Origin of the sequence: Psychrobacter frigidicola (assembly GCF_007997305.1) — a bacterium.
GTDB lineage: Bacteria > Pseudomonadota > Gammaproteobacteria > Pseudomonadales > Moraxellaceae > Psychrobacter > Psychrobacter frigidicola.
Genome location: NZ_VORZ01000004.1, coordinates 168,214 through 191,554 on the forward strand (window position 1 = coordinate 168,214; position 23,341 = coordinate 191,554).

Genomic DNA, 23,341 nt, shown 5'->3' on the forward strand with positions numbered 1-23,341 from the left:
ATGAACGAGTTTGAGCTGATTGAGCAAATACTCCTCAAGCTGCAAGCAGACACCTCTTTATCTACGGATATTGAGAAAGGTATCGGTGATGATGCGGCAGTCATGTCGCTGCCGACTGGAGCACGCTTGGTCAGTTGCATAGACACTTTAGTTCAAGGTCGGCACTTTAGCGCAGATTGGACCCAAGTTCAGAATCTAGCATTTGCAATTGGTTATAAGGCGGTTGCGGTTAATGTCTCAGACCTTGCCGCGATGGGCGCAACGCCACACAGTATTCTGCTGGCATTAGCCTTACCTGCGCGCCTTGCTAATAAAGAATGGCTGACCGAATTTGCTAAAGGCTTATTTCACGCCTGTCAGATGTTTAATGTGGCTTTAATTGGCGGTGATACGACTCGCAATGATACTTTAGTGCTTAGTATTAGCGCTCAAGGGTTGCTAGCTGCCGGTACGCCAGCGGTATACCGTTCAGGTGCACAAGTCGGTGATAAAATATATGTGTCAGGTACGCTTGGTGATGCTGCTTATGCGTTGCAGCATCCTGATAATGCTCAAGGCCAAGCGCTTGCGCACCGCTTACACATGCCAACGCCGCGTATTACGCTTGGGACAGCCTTAGCAAAAACAGGTGCAACGGCGATGATTGATATCTCTGATGGCCTTTATCAAGATCTAGGACATATCTGTCAGCAAAGTAAAGTCAGTATGCGTCTTAACCTTGAGCAGCTGCCTACTAGCAATCCTCTATCAGCAGTAGGTTTACCTGAACGGTTATTATGTCAACTGACTGGTGGTGATGATTACGAGTTAGCATTTACTTTACCGGCTAACATAGAACCACCTATCGGCAATACGCCAGTTCGCTGTATTGGCGAAGTTGTCGCGTTAATAGAATACGAGAATAGTAATACTGAGATAAAAAATACGGCTACCCAATCACGTATTGAACTGTTTTATCAAGGTCAAGCGGTGACCCAAAGCCAACCCTCACCTTTTACCACGTGGCCGACGCTAACTGGTTACCAACATTTTAAAGGTTAACCCATGACTGAGAATCTCTCTAAGCCTGATATTAGTAAAGCCAATGATTGTCCACCGCTACCCGCTAATGCCAGTGGCCTTGATCGTATCGTTTATTGGCTAGGTATCGGTTTGGGTAGTGGACTGCCACGAAGAGCACCAGGCACATGGGGAACAGTTGGCGGTCTAATAATTGCCATCCCTTTGCTGAGCTTAGGATTTCTGCCATTTTTGATTATTACCCTTCTATCCTGTGTTATTGGTGTTTGGATATGTGGTCGTACCTCTGAGATGATGCAAGTCCATGATGATCCGCACATTGTTTGGGATGAGTGGGCAGGAATCTGGATTACTCTCCTACCTTTTTCTTATATGAGCGGGGCACCAGCTCACTTTTGGCAAAATATCACACAACCCTTTGCTATTTTTGCGTTGGTTCTTGCATTTATCCTGTTTCGTTTTTTTGATATTCTGAAGCCGCCACCAATTGGCTGGGCAGACAAAAAAGTCGCTGGTGGTTTAGGGGTTATGCTTGATGATATTATCGCAGGTATTATGGCCGCTGCCGTTTGGATATTTATAATGTTTGTTCTTATTAATTATTTAACGTCAAATTAGAAGTAAGTTTTCCCTTCTTTTTTAAGACAAGTTATCTCTATTTTTAGGACTTATAAATAAATTACGAAGTCTGCACGACTTAATATTTTTATTTTAACGAACATTTGCGTTGTCATTTTGTATTATATCTTGTTACACTTATAGAATTATTTCTTAGGATTGCTATGACTTCTTCTCTTTCTGTGATTATTCTTGCGGCTGGTAAAGGCACGCGTATGCAATCGGCTAAGCCAAAAGTGCTACAGACGCTTGCGGGTAAATCTTTACTAGGTCATGTATTAGACACCTGCCATCACCTTACGGTAGATGAGACCATCGTGGTATATGGCTTTGGTGGCGAACAAGTACAGACAGCGATTGATAGTCAGTATGCCCATCTACCCATTACTTGGGTGGCGCAAACGGAACAACTGGGTACTGGTCATGCGGTAAAGGTTGCGCTAGACCAACTGCCAAAAGATGGTCAAAGTCTGATTCTGTATGGTGATGTGCCCCTTGTTAGTGCTCATACTTTAGCAAGTTTACAAACAGCCAATGATGCTGGTATGTCAATGCTAACGCTGACGGTAGCTAACCCCTTTGGGCTAGGTCGTATTAAACGTGACCAGATGGGCGATATCGTTGCTATCGTTGAGCAAAAAGATGCCAGTAGTGATGAGCAACAAATCAATGAAATTAATAGTGGTATTTATTGCGTCGATAATGTGTTGCTGCATAAATATTTGCCTAAGCTATCCAATGACAATGCTCAGCAAGAATATTATTTAACCGATATTGTTAAAATGGCGGTTGCTGATGGTATTACGATTACTGCCATTGAACCTGAGCATGCGTTTGAAATTGAAGGCGTCAATAATCGCCAGCAGCTTGCCAGCTTAGAGCGCTCATGGCAGAATAAACTAGTGGCCGATTTACAAGTCGCCGGTGTACAGTTCGCTGATCCTACGCGTGTTGATATTCGTGGTAGCTTAACGGCGGGTCAAGACGTATTTGTCGATGTCGGTGTGGTGTTTGAAGGTGACTGTACCTTAGGTGATAACGTTTATATCGAAGCGGGTTGTATTATAAAAAATTCGCAGATAGGTAATGCGTGTCATCTCAAGCCCTATTGTGTCGTTGATCAAACACAAATCGGTGCGGGCGTTGATATTGGCCCCTTTGCCCACCTGCGCCCTGATACAGTGCTTGCAGATAATAGCCGTATTGGTAACTTTGTAGAAATCAAGAAATCAACGATTGGTCATGGCAGTAAGGTGAATCACTTGAGCTATATTGGTGACGCCACTGTAGGCACAGGCGTCAATGTTGGTGCTGGAGTGATTACCTGTAATTATGATGGGGTGAATAAGTCACAGACTGTTATTGGAGACCATGTATTTGTAGGCTCTAATTCCAGTCTAGTCGCCCCGGTGACGATTGGCGATACTGCTACTGTCGCTGCTGGATCAGTGATTACTGAAGATGTAGATAATCACTCTTTAGCACTAGGTCGGGCGCGGCAAATACAAAAATCTAACTATCAGCGTCCAGCAAAGACGACAAAATAATCTACAGCTATTAGTAACTTTTAAGTGGCACCGAGCAGCGCGGCAATACTCATTGTCGGGCTGCTTAATATTTTTTATAGGCCGCTTGTCATTTCTCAATTATTTATTCAACAACTAGTTAAGCCATTAGATAGGTAAACACTTATCTAACGGTCCATTTTATAAAAGAAGACATCACTTTAAGGAAACACTATGTGCGGAATCGTAGGCGCAGTTGCTGAGCGTAATATTGCCAATATCTTACTTGAGGGTCTAAAACGCCTTGAATACCGCGGTTATGACTCCGCAGGCCTGACCGTCATTCGTGATGGCGAGCTACATCGTGAGCGCCAAGTAGGTAAAGTTCAAGCGCTGGTAGATGCTGTCGCCATTAATCCAGAATTTTTCGATGGTCATATTGGTATTGCCCACACCCGCTGGGCCACTCATGGCGAGCCAGCACAGCGCAATGCTCACCCCCATGTTTCAGGCAAAATTGCTGTGGTACATAACGGTATTGTAGAGAATTACGCTGAGCTTAAAGAAGAATTAATTGCCAAAGGGTATGAATTTACCTCGCAGACAGATACTGAAGTGGTCGCGCATTTAATCAATGACCTGTATAAAGATACTCCTGATTTACTAGAAGCCGTTCGTGCGGTTATTCCATTACTTCATGGTGCCTTTGCTTTAGGCATTGTCCATGTTGACAGCCCAGAAGAGCTCATCACGGTTCGTCTTGGCTCACCATTAGTGATTGGCGTAGGTATTGGCGAGAACTTTATTGCCTCAGATCAATTGGCACTGCTACCGGTGACCAATCGTTTTATGTATCTAGAAGAAGGCGATATTGCCAAGCTGACCCGTAATAGCATCACCATTTATGCTGATGGCGTGGAAGTTAGCCGCAAGATTCACGAAATCGATGCCAAACAGCATAACGCTGACAAAGGTGAATTTAAGCACTATATGCTTAAAGAAATCTATGAGCAGCCAGATGCGGTTGCACGTACTATTGAGATGGCCATTGATAACGGCGTAACTTCAAAACTACGTGAGGATTTCCTGCAACGTCATGAGACTCAGCTTGCAGGCATTCGTAACATCCAAGTGATTGCTTGTGGTACCAGTTATCATGCCGGTATGGTTGCTAAATATTGGTTTGAAAATCTGACACGTCTGCCCTGTTCGGTGGAAGTAGCCAGCGAATTCCGCTATCGCAATCCAGTCGTCGTTGATAACTCGCTCGTGATTTGCATTTCTCAATCAGGTGAAACGGCAGATACCTTATCAGCGTTACGTGACACCCAAAAGCAAACTCCAGTAGGACTGGTGAGTTTAGCCCTATGTAACGTACCGACGTCATCATTAGTACGCGAGACCGATATCTTCTTGCCTACTCTTGCTGGCCCTGAGATTGGTGTGGCTTCAACCAAAGCCTTTACCACCCAACTTGCTGCCTTAATGCTATTGGTACTAAAAATCGGCGTAACTCAATCTCGTATTGATAATGAACGTTTAACGACTTTACTTGGCGAGCTACAGAAGCTACCCGGTCAGCTCTTTGCCAGCTTACACCTTGACGCTGCTATTAAAACAATGAGCGAAAGCTTCGAGGACAAAAAAAGCTGTCTGTTCCTAGGTCGTGGTCTACAGTTCCCGATCGCCTTGGAAGGGGCATTGAAGCTTAAAGAAATCTCGTATATTCATGCTGAAGGGTATGCTGCAGGTGAGCTAAAACATGGTCCGTTGGCACTGGTTGATAAAGACATGCCGATCGTCGTCCTTGCGCCTAAAGACAGCATGTTTGATAAGCTCAAAGCCAATATGCAAGAAGTGCACGCCCGCCATGGTGAGCTGTTTATATTTGCCAGTGAGTCCAGTAAAATGGTTGCCGAAGACCGTATGCATGTGGTGTACGTACCTGACGTTTGCGAGACACTAGCACCGATTGTTTATAGCGTACCAGTTCAGCTGTTGTCGTATCATGTGGCCGTGATGCGCGGTACGGATGTCGATCAGCCACGTAACCTTGCAAAATCAGTAACGGTCGAATAGTTTATTGTTTACGTAGTTTTTATTTTTATTAGTAAGTAAAAAGCTAGCACAATAACTAATAAAGACTTATCTTATTGACCACAAAAAAACCCGCTACTGGTAAATACCATAGCGGGTTTTTTATACTCTCGGAAAATACTTATCATTAGCTATAAATTTTTATTAAGCCTGCTCTTTTGGCACGGTTGCCATCCTCATTCCGCCCCAAGTGACTAGAACCACACCAAGCGCAATCAGAGAGGCTCCCAAAATAAGCCCTTCTGGCGGAGCTTCACCTTGTAAAAACACAGCTACAGGAACACCAACAACTGCCCCGACGGCTCCTAATAGACTTAGTAAAACGGGACCGCCCGTTTTCTGCAATAAGAACAGCAGTAGAAATTGGCCTGCAAAAATAAAGGCCTGCACAGTAATTAAGCCAAAAGGCATCACCTCACCTAACGGCACACTGAGTGAAAAGTTCGGCAGTAGGCTAACCATGCCAAGTATAATCGCAGCGGCTATCAGCATGCCCGGTGCAAGCGCGCTAGGAGAGGCATTATCAGGCCAACGTAACGTACGATAAATATTACCAATAGCAAGTAATACAGGGCCACAAAGTGCTATCAGAATCCAAAGCACACTGGCATCTGGCGCGGCAAACTTACGTGCTGCCAACACGCCTGCTCCGGCAAGTGCAGCAGCTACCCCAAAAGCGCGGAGCATATTAAAGCGCTCAATGTGCAAGGCCAATGCGCCAAGATAGGTCAAAAGTGGGGGTAATGCGATGATGAGGGCAACAAAACCTGCACCAACCTGCGGAATAGCCGAGAAGAAAATCAAGTTAGAACCTGCGACACTGACAAGGGCAGCGATTGAGTAGTACTCAAGGCTGCGCGCACTTAGAGGCGGTTTTTCATGGCGTAGGAGTGCGACGATTAATAAAATTATCGCAGCTCCTGTGATTGACCAAAAAAGGAAAGCCAATGGCGTTAACCCTATCTCGCCAGCATATTTTGCTAGATTGGTAGAGACACCTAATAATAAGCCACCAGCTAACAGACACGTAAAAGGAATTAACCATGCCTTTTTGCTATCGGCTGTTTTCTGTTTACTATTAATGACGTCCTGCTTGTTCTTAGATATTTCCTGCTCCGTAATTTTATCCATTGGAGTGCCTTATTACCGTTTACACCTTACTGTTTCGCTGCTTCTATCTGAATATTTAGAGTTACTTTTTCAGTGATCCCTAATAATGTATATTTGCTCATACCCCATTTAGTACGGTCAATCGTAGTGGTAAAATCACCTCCACAAACCGATTTTTTGGCGATAAAACTAAAATAACAATTGAACTTAGTCGCCGTTAAAGTAATCGGGTTAGTGATACCGTGCATGGTTAGATTACCATCCACTTTTGCGACATCTGTGCCCGCCTTACCTTTAATATTGGCATCAGCAAAATGCCATTTAGTAGATTCAAAAGAGGCCAGCGGAAACTTGGCCATATCAAAAAAATCAGGCCCAGTAAGGGTTAAGTCGAAGGCTTTATTACCCGTATTTAAACTATTAATGGGAATAACCAACGAGACACTACCTGTCTTTGCGCGTGGGTCATACTGCAGCTGTCCGGTTAGGTTATAAAAGCCACCGGTATTGGTTGAGGTATTAAAATGGTCAATCTCGAAGCGGACATTAGAATTGTTAGGTTCGAAAAAATAAGTGGCCGCATAGCTGCTACCAATACAGCCCGCCAGCAATAATAAAGTTGCTAGCGGTTTTTGATAAGGCGTTACAGCTTGGGAAAATGAGAGACGAATCATAACTACATTCCTTTGTAGAGTTGTATATATCAGATATCAGGCTTTCTTCCTGGAACGTAATAAACAGTCGTGCGACTTCTATTATTATGCTAAATTTATATAGTGACGAGAAAACGAGTACTAAGCAATTGATAACTTATTTTTAAACCTTAATAACAATCAAGCCAAACCAGTAACAGCATTCAATAATTAATATTAATTGCTATTACTGTTGCTATCAACATTAGCATCAACTGAATGTTCTTTACCATGCGGAATCAGCCATTTGGCAAACCAATTAGAGACATCATCCATCAGGGTATAGACCACCGGAATCACGACCAAACTGAGTAAGGTAGAGGTTACCAAACCGCCCAATACGGCGGCGGCCATCGGGCGGCGGAAAGTAGGATCTGCCTCACCCCAACCAAACACTAGCGGCAACATGCCAGCACCCATTGCAATAGTGGTCATAATAATCGGACGCGCACGCTTACGGCAAGAATCAATAATAGCGTCAAAGCGTGCTAACCCGCGATTTTGGGCGATGATGGCATAATCCACTAGTAAAATAGAGTTCTTAGTCGCGATACCCATCAGCATTATAAAGCCAATCATCGACGGCATCGATAGACTACTATTGGTGATCACCAAACCGACAAAAGCACCGCCAATCGAGAGTGGCAACGCCATTAGAATAGTAAAAGGCTGCAATAGCTTACCAAATAATAAAATCAGCACCCCTAAAATGCAGACTATACCGACTGACATAGCAATGACGAAACCGCTAAACAATTCCGCCATGTTCTCAGCTTGTCCTTGCTCAATGATAGTGATTGATGCAGGCAGCTTTTGCATTGTTGGGGTGCTTTTAACGGCTTGCACCAATTCTCCAAGCTCACCATTTGCCGGTTGGACGGTAATACTGATTGCACGTTCGCGATCCAGCCGGCTAATCTGCGCAGGTCCCGTTCCAAAGTTTAGCGATGCCACCTCGCCCACACGTACCCCTTGTCCTGCTGGACGGGCGCTGGGCACATATAGACCTTCTAATTGATTGACACTTTGTTTGGCCACATCAGGCAGGCGCACCACAATAGGTACCTGCCGACTGTCAAGATTCAGCTTAGATAAACGCTGCTCATAGTCGCCAACGGTGGCAATTCGTAAAGTAGTGGCGATATCTTGGGTGGTGACGCCTTTATCAGCCATTGCCAATCTATCAGGGGTAACCGTCAATTCTTGCCGCGGTAGACTACGATCACTGGTAACCGCGCCCGCTGTAGGTAGCGCACGAATGTCAGCCATAATCTGTTGAACGGTCTGCTCTAGCACTTGCGGGCTGGTACTGGTCAAGGAGAAGTTATAACCCGTCTCGCCGCCACTTGATAGCCCTACCGTAAAGCGCGCGCTCGGTACTTCTGCTAATATGGTGCTAATGTTTTGTTCAATTGCTTGCTTAGAGCCACGATCCGCACGCGGTGTCAGTACAATATCCAGACTGGCAGTATTTTTAGAGCCACTGCCGCCAGAGTCTGAGCCCATAGACGCTTGTGCTTGTCCAACCGCAGTAAAGATATGAGTGACTTCGGGCAATTCCATAATGCGCGCACTTGCTAATGCCGCCACACGCTCGGTATCTTCTAATTCAACATCCGGCGTCAGCTCAATCGCCACTCGCGTCTGATCAATATCATTATCAGGAATAAAGGCAGTCGGCAGCAGTTTGACCAAGCCAAGCGAGGCCACAAACAGCACTAAAGTTGCCCCCATTGTCAACCAACGATGGCGCAGCGTCCACGTGACTATTTTTAAATACCACGTCATCATTGCGCCTTGTTTTTCAACATGTTGCTTTTCAGGGCGCAAGATATAGGCGGCCATCATCGGGGTAATCAAGCGCGCAACCATCAACGAGGCAAAGATAGCGAGAGCTGCCGTCCAGCCAAACTGACGAAAAAACTGCCCAACAATACCGCCCATAAACGCAGTCGGTAAAAATACCGCAATTAAGGTAAACGTAGTCGCAACAACAGCCAGCCCAATCTCATCCGCCGCTTCCATCGCTGCCTCATAAGGCGTCTTACCCATCCGCAGATGGCGCATGATATTTTCGACTTCGACAATTGCATCATCGACCAACACCCCGATGACCAATGACAATGCTAATAGTGAAATAATATTCAGGCTGAAATCAAATAGATACATCCCTAAAAAAGTGGGGATAATTGATAAAGGCAATGCTACCGCAGTGACAATAGTGGCGCGGATATTACGTAGGAATAGAAACACTACAATCACGGCTAAAATGCCACCTTCAATCAGCATTCGTAGAGATGCTTGATAATCCTCTGCTACTGGTGTCGCGCGATCATAGACTTTATCAACGGTGATATTGCTCATATCCGCATTCAATTGCGCCAGCGTTTCGTCAACGCGCGCCATGACTTCAACCTCACTAGCACCGCGCGAACGCGTGATGTTAAATGCCACCACCGTTTTTCCATCCAGTTTAGCGATAGAGCTGGGGTCGGCTGCGCCATCCGTCACTTGTGCCATCCGTCCCAGCGCTTGCGTGCCACCAGTTGGAACAGCAATTTGTAAATCATTTAGCTCACGTGCGCGTTCAACTGCTCCCAAAACGCGAATCGTTTGCGTTGTTTTACCAACTTTAGCCTCTCCGCCAGCGCTGTCTTGTTGAATACCCGTAATTTGTTGCGATAGCTGAGCGATAGAAAACTGTAGGCCACTCAGCACAATAGGATCAGCGGCAACGGTAATTTGACGCTCAAGCCCGCCGATACGGCTGACCGAACCAACCCCTTGGATATCAGATAGGCGCTTGGTAATCGTATCATCGACGAACCAAGATAAGTCTTCCACGCTCATATTATCAGCTGTCACTGAATACGTAACGACAGGAAACCCTGATGTTGAAACTTTAGTAATGATAGGATCATTGGCAGCAGCGGGCAAATCACCCCGTACTTCACCAACCGCTGAACGCACATCATCGACCGCTTCTTGAATGTCTTTATCCAATACAAATTCGGTAACAATGGTCGCGGCGCCCGTTTGTAACGTGCTGCGAATATGCTTGATACCGGTAATACTAGTCAGCTTATTCTCAATCTTTTTAGCAACATCATTCTCTAGTTGAGAAGGCGCAGCACCGGGTAATACGACGGTGACGACCACTGCTGGCAAGTCAATATCGGGAAACTGCTGGACTTTCATTTGCCGAAAGCCAAACAGACCGCCCATCGTTAGAAGTACGAATAATAGAATCGCAACCAGTGGGTTTCTAATCGAATAAGCTGAGACGTTTAAATTCATGGACGCGCCTTTGCAGCTGGGCTTTCAACAACACGTACCAAGTCGCCATCGTTTAAGAAGCTGCCGCCTTGCTTGACCAATCTACTGGTAGCGGGTATCGGCTCTGTGATTGTCACATTATCGCCAAGACGGTCGCCAAGGGTAACGCGCAGCTGCTGAATACGGCCAACCTCTTTACCACTTTCGGTTTTAATATCTGTCACCAACATCACATAATCGTAGCCATCATTACTAACTATGGCGCTATTTGGGACCGTTTGCATACTGGCACTGCCCAATTGGAATTCGCCTGTTTGATACATACCTGCGCGCGCGGCAGAATTAGCAACTAAGCTGGCATAAATAGTGATTTGACGATTGTTATCTGCCGTTGGCGCGATTCTACGTACCTCGCCCATTACCGACTGATCTTTTGGTAAGCTGACTTTAACCGGCGTGCCAACCTTCACCTCACCGATAAGTTTGGGGTCAATATTTGCCTGCCACTCTAAAATACCGCCTTTAATAATAGTAAATAATGGCTCACTACCAGCGACCATTCCGACCTCGGCCAGTTTTTCACTAATGACGCCGCTAACAGGTGAGACCACATTGGCATTACTAAGATTCAAGCGCTGAGTATTAAGACGCGCTTTTGATGCCTCTAAAGCGGCCTCAGACCGTAATTTCGTTGTGCGATAGCGATCCGCTTCTTGTTTACTAATGGCATCAATCTCCAATAGGGGTAACACGCGCGCCGCATCCGTTCTGGCATTAACCAGAGTCGCCTCCGCTTCTGCCACATCCGCTTGCGCCTGCAGGACTTGTTGCTGCATAGCATCCGTATCAAAGATTGCTAATACTTGACCCGCTTTAACCTGCTCACCCTCTTCAACTAAGATACGCTCGATTGCCACCCCATTCACCTTGGCACTGACATTAGCAATGTCTTTAGCACTAATCGTACCGTCCGCCGTTATCGTGTTACCGATATTATCTTGGCTAGGCTGTATCGTTTCCACTGACAATACAGACTGTTCAGTAATAGCATCAGGCGTACCAGTATCCTTGACTTGCACGCTATTAGTACCATTTGCGACTGGCGTCTCATTCACTACTGCCTCATTACCGCCCCAGTATTTACCCAATAACACACCAATAATCAGCACCGCTACCAGCGCGGGCAATAGCCACAAAGGATATTTTGGCGATGACTTAGTCGCCGTTGTAACGGGCTGGCGATAAGGCGGCAGCTCAGACTCAGGCGGCAGCTTCGCATTAGGTTCTTGCTTAGCATTAGGGTCTTGGAAGTCACTCATAAGGGGTCTCTATAGGTAAGCGCAATAATAAAAACTGAACGATTAAAGGGGTCAACAGCTAATAACAGGAGTAAACAATTAAGCTTTAAACAATGTCGAAAGGTTAGCATAAAGGAAGGAGTTTTCTAGTTACGGTTCATCATAGCTCTTAGTATTGTAGACTATTCAGTCTATGGCTTAATCACTTGCATCTGTCTGGTGCGTCTATTTTTTAGTATCCGCATAGGCTTCCTAAAACCTCAAACCAATATGCTTGGAATAATAAATTAAACCTAAATAACAAAATCAAGCATTGGTATAACGACTGGCTTCCGGCATCCAGCGATGAATAAGTTGGCTCACATCAGCCTTGCGGGTAGAATCTTGAATCAAGTGTTTTGCAAGCCGCTGAGCAATTGCAAATAATTGCTCATCTCGAATAAGGTCTGCTAAATAATAACCCACATTACCTGTTTGGCGTTTACCGAGCAGCTCACCAGGCCCGCGCAGCTCTAAATCTTTTTGGGCAATGACAAAGCCATCGGTACTCTCGCGCAAGACATTCAAACGCTCAGTGCCCGTTTCAGATAGTGGCTTTTGATAGAGCAGCACACAATAGCTTTTGGTTGAGCCGCGCCCCACGCGCCCACGCAATTGATGCAACTGTGACAGCCCTAAACGCTCAGCATTTTCGATAACCATCAGTGACGCATTGGGCACATCAACACCGACTTCTATCACTGTGGTGGCAATCAGTAAATCCAGCTGGCCTGCTTTAAAACTCTGCATGACTGATTGTTTATCAACCGCTTTCATTTTGCCATGTACTAAGCCGATTCGAATATCTAAGCGCTCATTCAAGTCTTCATAAGTGGCTTCAGCAGCTTGCGCATCAAGGACGCTAGACTCTTCTACTAAGGAACAAACCCAATAAGCTTGTCTGCCTGCTGCACAATTAATGGCTATCCGTTCGATGACCTCATCACGACGATTGCGGTCAATAGTGACCGTCGTAATCGGCGTGCGTCCCGGTGGTAGCTCATCAATAATAGAGGTATCCATATCGCCATAAACACTCATCGCGAGCGTACGTGGAATGGGCGTTGCAGTCATAATGAGCTGATGCGGCGTACTACCAGCGACGCCTTTGTTGGTCAGTGCCATACGCTGCTCAACCCCAAAACGATGTTGCTCATCGATAATAACCAACCCCAATTTAGCAAACTGCACTTTATCTTGAAATAAAGCATGCGTACCCACAACTACTTGCACCGTGTTTTCTGCGACCGCTTCTAACGCTTCTCGGCGCTGCTTAGCCGTTTGTTTACCCGCAAGCCAGCCCACACCAATTCCTAATGGCTCAAACCATTGCTTAAAATTTATCAAATGCTGTTCTGCTAAAATCTCAGTCGGAGCCATCACTGCCACTTGCCAGCCACTATCTAACGCATAACCGGCGGCTCCAGCGGCGACCAACGTTTTTCCTGAGCCTACATCCCCTTGTACCAGTCTCAGCATAGGCAAGGATGTGGCCATATCAGCAGTAATATCTTGCATGACTCTGGTTTGTGCGCCTGTTAAGCTAAACGGTAGGCTCTCAAATAGCTGATCAGTAAGCGGACTGTGAATGGCACATTTAGGCGCTTTATGCTGATGCAGTTGTTGACGACGATATAGTAAGCTGAGCTGATGCGCGGTTAATTCTTCTATAATTAGACGCTGGCAGGCGGCATGGGTACGGGCACTTAACTGAGTTAATAAATTATATTGCAACCCAGCATCGGTATAAGTAGGTGGCGTATGTAATAACACCAACGCCTCAAATATCGTTAAGTTATACACATTATTAGCGGTACCAGCATCTGTCGTACTACCCACTGCGGCATTATTTATATTATTAGAGTTTGAATAGTCGTAAACAGAAGGGCTGGCTTTATTAACCACATTCTCTGGCACACGACGCACTAAGGTTGAAAAGATGTCTTCAGATTCAGTTTCATTGAAATCGGAAGTTTCTAGGGAATTGTTTGATGGGCTAAAAGGCACTAATGGCAAGTCAGCAACCGTTGCAAAATCAGCAGCGGTAAACAACGTCATCGGTAAACCCTGACTACGAACCGTCTGCAATGCCATTTTAATTAACGTACGCAACTTGTTTTGATGTAGGCCTTTTACGGATGGGTAAATCGGTTGCAAGCCCGTATTAATAATAGCAGCGCTATCGGTAAGCACTTGATATTCAGGATGGTGTATCTGTTTGCCATAACGACTGACCTTTACCTCGCCGAACAACTGTAATTGCGTGCCTAGACTCATGGTTTGAAGCAAACCAGGATATATTTTAAAAAACCGCAAAGACAGAGTCGCGCTATCGTCATCAATGATGACCGTTAAACCACTACGTTTATTATCGACATGCACAACGCGCCCTGTAACCAGTGCCGCTTGCCCATGCGCCACATCCGCTATTGCTACCAGTCGGCTGCGGTCTTCGTAATCACGCGGCAAATGCAGCAGCAAATCAAAAATACGTACGATACCCAATTGCGCCAACTGCTCGGCAACCTTTGGCCCAACCCCTGCCAACGCTATCACTGGCATATCCAGTGACGATGGCGCGTGCCCAGCTGTAAGGTTAACAGGAGCAGGTAAAGTGGCGGATAAGCGGCTGGCAGATATCGGCATTAAAAAGTCCTAACCCTATAATTTTTGAGTACCTATTTTTAATTTTTTTACTTTTAAAATCTTTGATATAAACGTTTTGCAATACTATAAAACCATAACAATCAACAGGCTACAAAAATAGTACTTCGCAATCATTATAACTGACAAAGCGCTTGATTATGCTAAGCGATTTAGTAATGATGCGTCTAAATATTTAATTTTTAATAACTGGCTCACGCTTACTATATTTACGCTTTAATTAATATCTAAAAGGCTTCTTTATGTCCGCTCATACTCTTAGTCCCGTTATTAACCGTTCTGTTTACATGCCAACGCCTCTATCATTATTGCTTCGTACCAGTTTAGTTGGCGCACTAGGCTTGCTGATTAGTGCTTGTAATAGTCTCTCGCCAACAGCGACTAGCGTGCAAATAGCACCCAAGCCTTATACTCCTAGTGTCGCTTTAGTTTTAGGGGGTGGCGGTGCAAAAGGTTTTGCGCATGTTGGCGTTATTAAAGCGTTAGAGGAAAGTGGGATTACCCCAACGTTGGTAGTTGGAACAAGTGTGGGCAGCTTAGTCGGCAGCCTTTATGCCAGTGGTTATACGTCCACTCAGCTTGAACAATTGGCCCTGACCACGCCTGACAGCGCGCTGACGGACTTTACCTTATCGAATCAAGGTTTTATTGAAGGCATTAAACTTAAGAACTTTATCAATGCCAAGGTTGGCGGCCGTCCGATAGAAGCCTTTCCCATTACCTTTGCAGCAATCGCCGCTGAAAAGGACACGTTAATCAAAGCGGTCTTTACCGAAGGCGATGCTGGACTTGCGGTACAAGCGTCGTGTAGTGTGCCCAATATCTTTATTGCTCCGCGCATTCCAGTAACCGTTGGCAAAAAATACATTGATGGTGGCGTGGTCAGCCTAGTGCCAGTCGATAGCGCCCGCGACTTGGGCGCGGATATTGTTATTGCCGTTGATGTGACTGATATTAGTGCTGGTTCTAGCGCTACTGCGCTTACGATTAATAAACTGCCTGCAATCACCTCATTAGGTAGCTTTTGGGGCTTATTGGAATATAATTTAGCCGCTAATATCAACGGCAACGCCACTACTAATACGTCCTCTCGTCATGAGCGGCAGCGCGCTGACATTGTCATTACCCCCAATGTCAGTCATATCAGCTCATTAGACACCAGTCAGCGCCGCGCTTTAATTAGCGCTGGCGTGCAAGCAACCACCCCGCAAATTAATGCTATTAAACAGTTAATCACTGATAAATCTAAAAGTAAATACACCACGCTTTAAATCGTATTCGAATAATCCCTAGTATAAAGGCCGCATAAAAATTTCTGTATAAAACATCCCCTAAATCATAATAACGGTTATAAATGACAATCGCAAAAAAGCACCACAATCATAGACTGTAGTGCTTTTTTAATTTTTGAACTAAAGTTTTTAAAGCCAGATTTATTTCACGCGCGCGCGATACTTAACCATAACCGTATCATTAAGGCCCACTGCGTCTAGATTCCAACGTACTGCTTTATAATATTTCAAAGGAATCTCTTGAACTTGACCATCGATATTACCGCGCAGTGGCATACGAGCAAAGGCGCTGCCATCCGCACTACCAAATGGGAAGTCAGGCGCGATACCGCCAAGCATCTCAACTTGTTCAGGAATCGTCATCGTGACGGTCATTCTACGTACCCTATCAGGGTTAGTATTGGTAAACAGCCCTTGGTACTCTAAGACATTACCTGATTGCAAACGCGTATTGGCCGTAACCGGTACCAATAGCTCTCGACCATTGGGATCCACACTAACCAGCGAGGCGGTAATTTTACTACTTACCGCTTGCGCATTTGAGCGGCTCGTATTATTTGATGATTGGACAGCAGTTGACCCATCAAGCGCAGGCTCTGGCGTGGGTAAAATAGCAGACGCTTGAGTGACAGCCATCGCCCCAACCAACGTGCCGGCGACGACGTGAAACAAGCGATGACCGGTCCATGCGGCGAATGGGTTGGCAAGAAGATTGCTTTTTTTCATGATGAATATGGTTCCTAGTTAATATATTAGTAAGACAATGCAGATAGAAAGAAGGTTAAAAAAAGCTACAGTATTTAAAGTATATAGAAGACAAGAGGCTTTAGCATAACAAAAAGCTTTTATTGGAATACTAACCCCGTGTTGCGGTTATGTATAGCGATAAATAACTATAAAACCATATTGCGATAACTGAAATAAAAAGATAGCTCATACCGACGTTTTTTGCTATGGTAAATCTTTAGAATTCAACCGATACTTCCCATTTTCTCTCCTTTTTCACCTACTATTTACTGCTCCCACTATGACTACTAGCGCCATACCCCAGATTAATCCTGAATACGTCCATTGGTTCCGTAACTCTGCGCCTTATATCAATACTCATCGCGGCAAGACTTTCGTGGTTATGTTTGGTGGTGAGGCGGTTAAACATCCCAATTTTACCACCCTTATCCACGACTTTGCCTTATTGCATAGCTTAGGTATCAAGCTGGTATTGGTACACGGTGCGCGCCCGCAAATTGAGAAGAATCTAAAAGAGGCAGGCATTACCTCACCGTTACATCAAGACATTCGGGTCACTCCGCGCGAGGCGATGCCCTCTATTTTACAAGCAGTTGGCGCGATTCGCTTGCAGCTTGAAGCCCAGCTGTCTATGGGTTTGGCCAACTCGCCGATGTATGGCTCGCGTATTGATGCAGTTTCTGGGAATTTTGTTACCGCCCGCCCTTATGGTATCCGTGATGGCGTTGACTATCAGATGACAGGCGAAGTACGCTCGATAGATGTGGATGCTATTAAGAATAACTTATTGCACCATCATATCGTGATATTAGGTTCAATGGGCTACTCAGCGACTGGTGAAGTCTTTAACCTATTGGCGGAAGACGTGGCACTTAGTGCAGCAATTGCGCTCGGCGCCGATAAGCTCATTTTATTAGGTGAAGAAACGGGCATTAACGATAATGATCGTCTACTGCGCGAGATGATTCCAAATGAAGTCGACCGTTTTTTACGCGGACGTGATTTAAATAGCGAAATTAATTACTTCTTACATTGCGCCAGTGATGCCTGCCGTCAAGGCGTGCATCGCACCCATATTATCTCATATGCAAAAGATGGCGCGCTATTAGAGGAGCTATTCACTCGTGATGGTTCCGGCACCCTGATTAGCCACGACCCTTATGAAGAAATTCGCCGTGCCAATATCGACGATGTTGTCGGCCTCATTGAATTGCTCAGACCACTTGAAGAGCAAGGTATCTTAGTTGCCCGTTCACGTGAGCGCCTAGAGCAAGAGATTGATAACTATAGCGTCATTGAGCGTGATGGCATGGTATTAGGCTGCGCCGCTTTATCGCCACTAGATAGCACATCAGCAGAAGTCGCTTGTGTCGCTGTCCATCCTGACTACCGTAGCGGAAGCCGCGGTGCTGATTTATTGGCCTTTTTAGAACAACAAGCGCGCAGTCATGGTCTTAACAAACTGTTTGTATTGACCACTCGTACCGCGCATTGGTTTGTCGAGCAAGGCTTTGTCGAGGTCGATGCCAGCGCCTTACCTGAAGCACGCCAACAGCAATATCATAACGGGCGTAACTCGAAAGTCTTCCAAAAAATAATATAAGACTCATAATCAGCTTTATAAATAAGCGCTTTTAAAAATTAATCTTCTAGACATAAAAAAGCCCTCATATATGAGGGCTTTTTTAAATTTCTTAAAACCTAGTATTTATCAAAGCACCTTACTTGGCTTTCACTTTAAGCAATTCAACTGTAAAGATTAAGGTACTATTTGGGTCAATACCTTGATTACCCGCTTCACCATAGGCAAGATCTGATGGGATATAAAACTCGTATTTGCCACCCTCTTTCATCAACTGTAGACCTTCTGTCCAGCCTGGAATAACTTGGTTCAGCGGGAATTCAATTGGCTCACCACGCTCATAAGAGCTGTCAAATACCGTACCATCAAGCAGTTTACCTTCATAGTTGACTTCAACTACGTCGGTCGCTTTTGGTGTTTTACCAGTACCTGCTGTTATCATTTTGTACTGCAAACCAGAAGCCGTGGTTTGCACGCCTGCTTTCTTGCCATTTTCTGCTAAGAATGCTGCGCCTTTAGTTTGATTTTCGCCACCCTTCGCTTGCATGTCTTTAACCATTTTTTCCTCTTGCTCTTTTTGATACGCCATTAGCACTTCTTCCATTTGTTCTTGGGTCAATGCGGACTCTTTACCTTCATAACCGTCACGAAAGCCTTTTTCAAACGTATCTAAATTTAGGTCTTGAACCGCCTCTTTATTACCTTCAGCCATCATGAAGCCCAAACTATAACCGACTTTTTCAACTGCTGGACTTTGCTCAGTCACTGCCACACTTTTAGCAGCGCTTTCTTTATTACCATTGTTAGTGCTACACCCTGTCGTTAATAACATGGCACTAGCCAACGCACTGATGGTCAAAGTAGTGATTTTTTTCATAGAATACTCTCAAGTTGTTAATATAGCGGCGAGATGTCACCTGTGCACTATAATAGCAAATCTTAGTTTTAGGAGCCACGCTTGCGAAAAAATTATTGGGCTAATGTACAATCTCTGTTAATATTACTCGTAGAAATAACAACTTATCACACAATTATAGGAAGAAGTTAAGCTTTCTGTCTTTAATCCTATTAATATATCAGCTAAGCTGTCTTAGCTAAGATGATAAGTAGTCAAATGTAAGCTTTTTTATCATCGATTGTAGAATAATGGCAAAAAATTTTCTGTTCCGATCAATTCAATAGTTATTTCTGTTGTTAGGAATAGGGTTTCCCACCGTTGTACACATGAATACTCTTAATTAAAAAAATACCAATACTATTATTTACGACTATCTATAATTCAGGTTAATAAGGGTACAGCTTTGATAGGGTACTTAGTCTTAGACCTGACTTATAGTACTTAAAGGAGGACGGGATGAACCCATCGTTTACATCATTCAACGGTTATCTTGGTGGGCCTATAGGCTCTATCATTGGCGCTATTTTGATCTTTATCATAGGCTGGTTAGTCGCTCTTGGCATTGCAGCCCTTGTGCGCAATGTATTAGCTAAAGTTAACGTTAACCAGCGCATGAACTCATCTACTGGCAAAACCTACGACTTAGAAGGCATCATCTCTAAGATTGTTTTCTGGTTTATCTTCATCATTGCTATTTCAGGCGCACTTAGCCAATTGAACTTGAACTCTATTTCAGCACCATTTGCAAATATGGTTAACCAAGTATTGGCGTTTATCCCTAACCTTATTGGCGCTATCGCTGTTGGTATACTTGGTTGGGTTATCGCGACTGTTGCCCGTACTGCAATCAATACTGGACTATCAAAAACCAATATGGACGAGCGTTTAAGCGCCCAAGCTGGTATTAAACCGATGAGCAGCACGATTGCTGACATGGTTTATTGGTTCATTCTTTTGGTTGTATTAACCATGGTTCTAGGTCAATTAGAGCTTGATGGTTTATTTGCACCATTGACTAACATGGTTGATAAAATCTTCAGCTTTATCCCGAATATTCTGATTGCTGGTGTGGTTTTTGTGGTGGGTTATATCATCGCTAAAGTCGTACGCGGCATCGTAACAAATCTAGTTTCTACTTTTAATGTGCAAGAGCTGGCATCTAAAGCAGGCTTGAGCGAAAAGAACAGCTTGCCTAATATTGCAGGTTCTTTAGCATTCCTAGTAGTCATTATTCCAACGATTATTGCGGCTTTAAACGCACTAAAAATCGAAGTGATTGCCCGTCCTGCTACTAATATGCTCAATAAAATCATGGAAGCGTTGCCAAATATCTTTATGGCAGTAGCTATCTTGGTTGTGACTTATTATGTTGTACGTATGGTCGCTAACATCATTAAAGGCTTAATCGAAAATACTGAAATCAACCAATTGCCTGCTAAAGTTGGTCTACAAGAGACTATGGGTGACAAACAGATTTCTGACCTAGTTGGTTATGCAATTACTTTCTTTGCTATGTTGTTTGCATCGATTGCCGCTGCTGACTTACTTGGTTTTGAGCCAATCTCAGCCATCATCACAATGTTCATTGCCTTTGGTGCTAATATCATCCTTGGTGCGATCATTCTGTTTATTGGCTTTTGGCTTGCTAACATCATTGCTGGTGTCGTTGAGCGCTCAGAAAAAGGCTCACAGTTTTTAGCGAATATCGTACGCGTATTGATCATGGGCTTAGTACTAGCCATGGGTCTAAAAGCGATGGGTATTGCGGACTCTATCGTTAACCTAGCATTCGGTCTAACTTTAGGTGCAGTTGCCGTAGCATTTGCTCTATCATTTGGTCTTGGTGGCAAAGATGCTGCAGCTCGTCTCCTACGTAAAATGCAGGATAAAATGGATGAAGAGAGCACCGGCCTAAAAGTAAAAACCACACGTCATACTAAAACGACTACTGAGCAAGTAGCTGATGCGGTTCGTGCTGCAACGCCTAGCGCTGCAACAACGTCACCTACGGCTGCAAGCGTTTCTACTACTGATTTACGTACAGATACAGTTGATACCAGCAAATTAGGTACTGACCCTGTAGATATCACTCATGTAGACCAGTATGGTAACACTACAGATAACTCTTCAGACTTGTCATCTGGTAATGACTTTACCAATAATGACGATAATAAATAATTCTTTATAATTCTAATAATCTGAATAAAGAAAAAGACAGCCTAGGCTGTCTTTTTTTATGCAAGTAGCTCCACAATCTACGATTTAGGGTGACGAGCAGGTATGCTTATATTAAATATTATGCGCGGCCGTTTAGTTTTAATTACTTTTTTTACTTTTGCATTCGGCGCTTTATCCTGCTGCAAACAATGCTTATGCCATACTAACGCCCACTTAATAGCCAAAATTCGCGCAGGCTTAATGCTAGTTTAATTAGCAGTAGTGAGTAAATAAAGCATAATTTATAATAGGCAAAGTCTCTCTAGTGGCAGCACGTAATTATAATGTTCGGATCTATAAAGAATATAATTGTAAGAGGTATAGACGTGACTATCTACGTAGTTGAAGACAGGATAATTGGTGGTCGATAACCGTCCAGCCATCCTGTCAGGTGTTGAGTATGAAAGGCAAAAGGCAACGATTTAGTCAAAATATAAACCTTTTATTATTAAATAAGATTCATGAGGGTCGGTTTAATTATTGACAATAAAATTTCAGAGTAACTATAGAGTGCTTCTCAAATCAAGCCATATATCTCTATAAGAAGACAATAAAATCGAATGGCATTCATATCGCTTTCACAGTAATGACTTGCTATGATAACTAAAACCATATTTACGATCATATGATAACAAGGATGAAATATCATGAAACGCTTTAGAGAAAAAGTTATTATTGTCACGGGTGCAGGCTCAGGTATTGGCCGTGCTACTGCCCTTCGTTTTGCAAATGAAGGCGCGAATGTCGCATTAGTAGGACGTACTTTAGAGACGTTACAAGAGACAGCAGCTGAATTTCCGAAAGATCGCACATGGATTCATGTTGATAACTACTTGAAAGTTACCTGTGATATCAGCGTACAAAGCCAAGTACAAGAGATGGTCAAACGAGTCATAGAAAAGTTTGGTAAAATTGATGTGGTGGTTAATAATGCCGGTAAGGCCACTCAAGGCAAAATTACTGAACTGTCTGCTGAGGACTGGAAGTCAGCAATTGATGTGAATTTAAATGGTACTTTTTACGTTTGCCAAGCAGCCATGCCGCACTTAATTGCCAGTAAAGGTAATATCGTTAACGTGTCATCATTGTCAGGCGTTGGTGGGGATTGGAATATGGCCGCATACAATGCTGCAAAAGCTGGAGTGTCCAATTTAACTCGCACGCTGGCATTAGACCATGGTGCCGATGGGGTACGCATTAATGCCGTTAATCCTAGCGTCACTAAAACCAATATGACTAGCGCCATTCAAGAAAACGATGTGAAAACCGAAAAATTCTTAGCACGCTGCCCGCTTGGTCGCTTAGCCACACCTGAAGATATCGCCGCCGCTATTACTTTCTTGGCCAGCGATGATGCAGCGATGATTACTGGGGTCAATTTAGCCGTTGATGGTGGTGTTAGTGCTTCCAATGGACAACCACAATTTTAAGTATTTAACTAAAAATTCAGACAGAATAACGTTAGCAGATTAGCGTTTTAATATTTTATTCTATCTCATTAACATCCTGTAGCGGCTGTGATAAGCGTTCAGGATGTCGTGGTATAACGCCTTGATATTGGTTATAAATTTTGGGTAAGTCCGCTTCAATGTCACCCGTAGGAGTTACCAGCGATAAAAAACGGACTTCTTTAGTATTATAATCTAAGGCCACTGGCAAAATCGGTACATTAGCGCCTAGTGCTAAATAGTAAAAGCCGGTTTTCCAAGATTCAGTATATTTACGCGTACCTTCTGGCGATAATCCTAAAAATAATGGTTCACCTGTTTTAAATTTATCAATACTGGACTGTAGTACTGACCCTTTATTACTGCGGTCAATAGGAATAATCCCTATCCAATTGAGCAGCTGCGCGAGTACCGGTACTTTGAATAACGTATGCTTGCCCATGATACTGATTTTCAAGTCCAGTGCGAATAGACTTGGAATGGCATATACGCCATCTACGTTTGAAGTATGCGGTAGTGCCAATACGACGGCTTGAGAAATATTTGGAATCTCACCGACCGTCTGCCAACCAGCAGTCTTTAATAGCCACGACGCTACAATTGAGGCTACTTTACCGCCACGTTTGGGTATTAAGTCACCCAAGTCCTTTTTACGCAACTTGGGCAATACTTTAGAACGAAGAGTTTTAGAGGCCTTGGACTTAAAAACAGTAGATTCAGGACGACCAGCTTTAGACGTAATAGCAGACTTAGATGTCATGACGGCACCATAAAAAAAGGAAATATGAACATCATAGCATTATACTAGTGCTACTAAACTGACTTTTGCAGAGTTTTA

Annotated in this window: 16 protein-coding genes; 8 read left to right on the forward strand and 8 right to left on the reverse strand. The window is 44.2% G+C overall.

The window, feature by feature from the left end:
• From thiL to glmS, 4 genes are all read left to right on the forward strand, one after another.
• Positions 1 to 1,041 carry a thiamine-phosphate kinase gene (thiL, locus tag ES754_RS11550; RefSeq protein WP_147224354.1) on the forward strand — a complete coding sequence of 347 codons (1,041 nt, stop codon included), beginning with the start codon at positions 1 to 3 and terminating at the stop codon, positions 1,039 to 1,041.
• 3 nt (positions 1,042 to 1,044) lie between these two features.
• Positions 1,045 to 1,638 (forward strand): phosphatidylglycerophosphatase A family protein, encoded by a 594-nt coding sequence (locus ES754_RS11555; RefSeq protein WP_147224355.1) that lies wholly within the window; start codon positions 1,045 to 1,047, stop codon positions 1,636 to 1,638.
• 164 nt (positions 1,639 to 1,802) lie between these two features.
• Positions 1,803 to 3,185, forward strand: coding sequence for a bifunctional UDP-N-acetylglucosamine diphosphorylase/glucosamine-1-phosphate N-acetyltransferase GlmU (gene glmU, locus ES754_RS11560; protein WP_147224356.1), 1,383 nt, complete (start codon positions 1,803 to 1,805; stop codon positions 3,183 to 3,185).
• Between the two features lie 192 nt (positions 3,186 to 3,377).
• Complete coding sequence (gene glmS, locus ES754_RS11565) at positions 3,378 to 5,222, forward strand: glutamine--fructose-6-phosphate transaminase (isomerizing) (protein WP_147224357.1); 1,845 nt, start codon at positions 3,378 to 3,380, stop codon at positions 5,220 to 5,222.
• Positions 5,223 to 5,384: 162 nt separating this feature from the next.
• Here glmS and ES754_RS11570 read toward each other — a convergent pair whose 3' ends face one another.
• The 5 genes from ES754_RS11570 to recG all read right to left on the reverse strand — a co-directional run bounded on the left by ES754_RS11570 (position 5,385) and on the right by recG (position 14,301).
• The gene (locus ES754_RS11570; RefSeq protein ID WP_147224358.1) at positions 5,385 to 6,371 is read right to left on the reverse strand and encodes a DMT family transporter; all 987 of its coding nucleotides are present in this window, start codon (positions 6,369 to 6,371) and stop codon (positions 5,385 to 5,387) included.
• Between the two features lie 26 nt (positions 6,372 to 6,397).
• Positions 6,398 to 7,024 (reverse strand): YceI family protein, encoded by a 627-nt coding sequence (locus ES754_RS11575; RefSeq protein WP_147224359.1) that lies wholly within the window; start codon positions 7,022 to 7,024, stop codon positions 6,398 to 6,400.
• Positions 7,025 to 7,219: 195 nt separating this feature from the next.
• Positions 7,220 to 10,339 carry an efflux RND transporter permease subunit gene (locus ES754_RS11580; protein WP_147224360.1) on the reverse strand — a complete coding sequence of 1,040 codons (3,120 nt, stop codon included), beginning with the start codon at positions 10,337 to 10,339 and terminating at the stop codon, positions 7,220 to 7,222.
• Positions 10,336 to 11,637 carry an efflux RND transporter periplasmic adaptor subunit gene (locus tag ES754_RS11585; RefSeq protein ID WP_147224361.1) on the reverse strand — a complete coding sequence of 434 codons (1,302 nt, stop codon included), beginning with the start codon at positions 11,635 to 11,637 and terminating at the stop codon, positions 10,336 to 10,338. Before ES754_RS11585 ends, ES754_RS11580 begins: the two co-directional genes overlap by 4 nt.
• Positions 11,638 to 11,922: 285 nt before the next feature.
• Positions 11,923 to 14,301 (reverse strand): ATP-dependent DNA helicase RecG, encoded by a 2,379-nt coding sequence (gene recG, locus ES754_RS11590; protein ID WP_147224362.1) that lies wholly within the window; start codon positions 14,299 to 14,301, stop codon positions 11,923 to 11,925.
• Positions 14,302 to 14,606: 305 nt separating this feature from the next.
• Here recG and ES754_RS11595 point away from each other — a divergent pair, with 305 nt between their 5' ends.
• Complete coding sequence (locus tag ES754_RS11595; protein WP_147224379.1) at positions 14,607 to 15,590, forward strand: patatin-like phospholipase family protein; 984 nt, start codon at positions 14,607 to 14,609, stop codon at positions 15,588 to 15,590.
• A gap of 162 nt (positions 15,591 to 15,752) precedes the next feature.
• On the opposite strand, the gene ES754_RS11600 is transcribed toward ES754_RS11595, so the two are convergent.
• Positions 15,753 to 16,337 carry a hypothetical protein gene (locus ES754_RS11600; RefSeq protein ID WP_147224363.1) on the reverse strand — a complete coding sequence of 195 codons (585 nt, stop codon included), beginning with the start codon at positions 16,335 to 16,337 and terminating at the stop codon, positions 15,753 to 15,755.
• 301 nt (positions 16,338 to 16,638) lie between these two features.
• On the opposite strand from ES754_RS11600, the gene argA reads away from it, so the two are divergent.
• Entirely contained in the window at positions 16,639 to 17,961 is a 1,323-nt protein-coding gene (argA, locus tag ES754_RS11605) for an amino-acid N-acetyltransferase (protein WP_147224364.1), read from the forward strand.
• Positions 17,962 to 18,079: 118 nt separating this feature from the next.
• Here the strand turns inward: argA and ES754_RS11610 are convergent, their stop codons facing one another.
• Positions 18,080 to 18,817, reverse strand: a complete 738-nt coding sequence (locus ES754_RS11610; RefSeq protein WP_147224365.1) for a BamJ family beta-barrel-assembly machinery protein — start codon at positions 18,815 to 18,817, stop codon at positions 18,080 to 18,082.
• 477 nt (positions 18,818 to 19,294) lie between these two features.
• Here ES754_RS11610 and ES754_RS11615 point away from each other — a divergent pair, with 477 nt between their 5' ends.
• Positions 19,295 to 21,016: a mechanosensitive ion channel gene (locus tag ES754_RS11615; protein ID WP_147224366.1), complete on the forward strand. Its 1,722-nt coding sequence runs from the start codon at positions 19,295 to 19,297 to the stop codon at positions 21,014 to 21,016.
• A gap of 686 nt (positions 21,017 to 21,702) precedes the next feature.
• Positions 21,703 to 22,485, forward strand: a complete 783-nt coding sequence (budC, locus tag ES754_RS11620; protein WP_147224367.1) for a meso-2,3-butanediol dehydrogenase — start codon at positions 21,703 to 21,705, stop codon at positions 22,483 to 22,485.
• Positions 22,486 to 22,540: 55 nt separating this feature from the next.
• Here budC and ES754_RS11625 read toward each other — a convergent pair whose 3' ends face one another.
• Entirely contained in the window at positions 22,541 to 23,263 is a 723-nt protein-coding gene (locus ES754_RS11625) for a lysophospholipid acyltransferase family protein (protein WP_147224368.1), read from the reverse strand.
• Between the last annotated feature and the right edge of the window lie 78 nt (positions 23,264 to 23,341).

Excerpts from the sequence above, each read along its gene's own strand:
- glmS (WP_147224357.1), top strand. The coding sequence starts at position 3,378 with ATGTGCGGAATCGTAGGCGCAGTTGCTGAGCGTAATATTGCCAATATC.
- ES754_RS11615 (WP_147224366.1), top strand. The coding sequence starts at position 19,295 with ATGAACCCATCGTTTACATCATTCAACGGTTATCTTGGTGGGCCTATA.
- ES754_RS11610 (WP_147224365.1), bottom strand. The coding sequence starts at position 18,817 with ATGAAAAAAATCACTACTTTGACCATCAGTGCGTTGGCTAGTGCCATG.
- budC (WP_147224367.1), top strand. The coding sequence starts at position 21,703 with ATGAAACGCTTTAGAGAAAAAGTTATTATTGTCACGGGTGCAGGCTCA.
- ES754_RS11570 (WP_147224358.1), bottom strand. The coding sequence starts at position 6,371 with ATGGATAAAATTACGGAGCAGGAAATATCTAAGAACAAGCAGGACGTC.
- glmU (WP_147224356.1), top strand. The coding sequence starts at position 1,803 with ATGACTTCTTCTCTTTCTGTGATTATTCTTGCGGCTGGTAAAGGCACG.
- ES754_RS11600 (WP_147224363.1), bottom strand. The coding sequence starts at position 16,337 with ATGAAAAAAAGCAATCTTCTTGCCAACCCATTCGCCGCATGGACCGGT.
- ES754_RS11625 (WP_147224368.1), bottom strand. The coding sequence starts at position 23,263 with ATGACATCTAAGTCTGCTATTACGTCTAAAGCTGGTCGTCCTGAATCT.
- ES754_RS11580 (WP_147224360.1), bottom strand. The coding sequence starts at position 10,339 with ATGAATTTAAACGTCTCAGCTTATTCGATTAGAAACCCACTGGTTGCG.
- argA (WP_147224364.1), top strand. The coding sequence starts at position 16,639 with ATGACTACTAGCGCCATACCCCAGATTAATCCTGAATACGTCCATTGG.
- ES754_RS11595 (WP_147224379.1), top strand. The coding sequence starts at position 14,607 with ATGCCAACGCCTCTATCATTATTGCTTCGTACCAGTTTAGTTGGCGCA.
- thiL (WP_147224354.1), top strand. The coding sequence starts at position 1 with ATGAACGAGTTTGAGCTGATTGAGCAAATACTCCTCAAGCTGCAAGCA.
- recG (WP_147224362.1), bottom strand. The coding sequence starts at position 14,301 with ATGCCGATATCTGCCAGCCGCTTATCCGCCACTTTACCTGCTCCTGTT.
- ES754_RS11575 (WP_147224359.1), bottom strand. The coding sequence starts at position 7,024 with ATGATTCGTCTCTCATTTTCCCAAGCTGTAACGCCTTATCAAAAACCG.
- ES754_RS11555 (WP_147224355.1), top strand. The coding sequence starts at position 1,045 with ATGACTGAGAATCTCTCTAAGCCTGATATTAGTAAAGCCAATGATTGT.
- ES754_RS11585 (WP_147224361.1), bottom strand. The coding sequence starts at position 11,637 with ATGAGTGACTTCCAAGACCCTAATGCTAAGCAAGAACCTAATGCGAAG.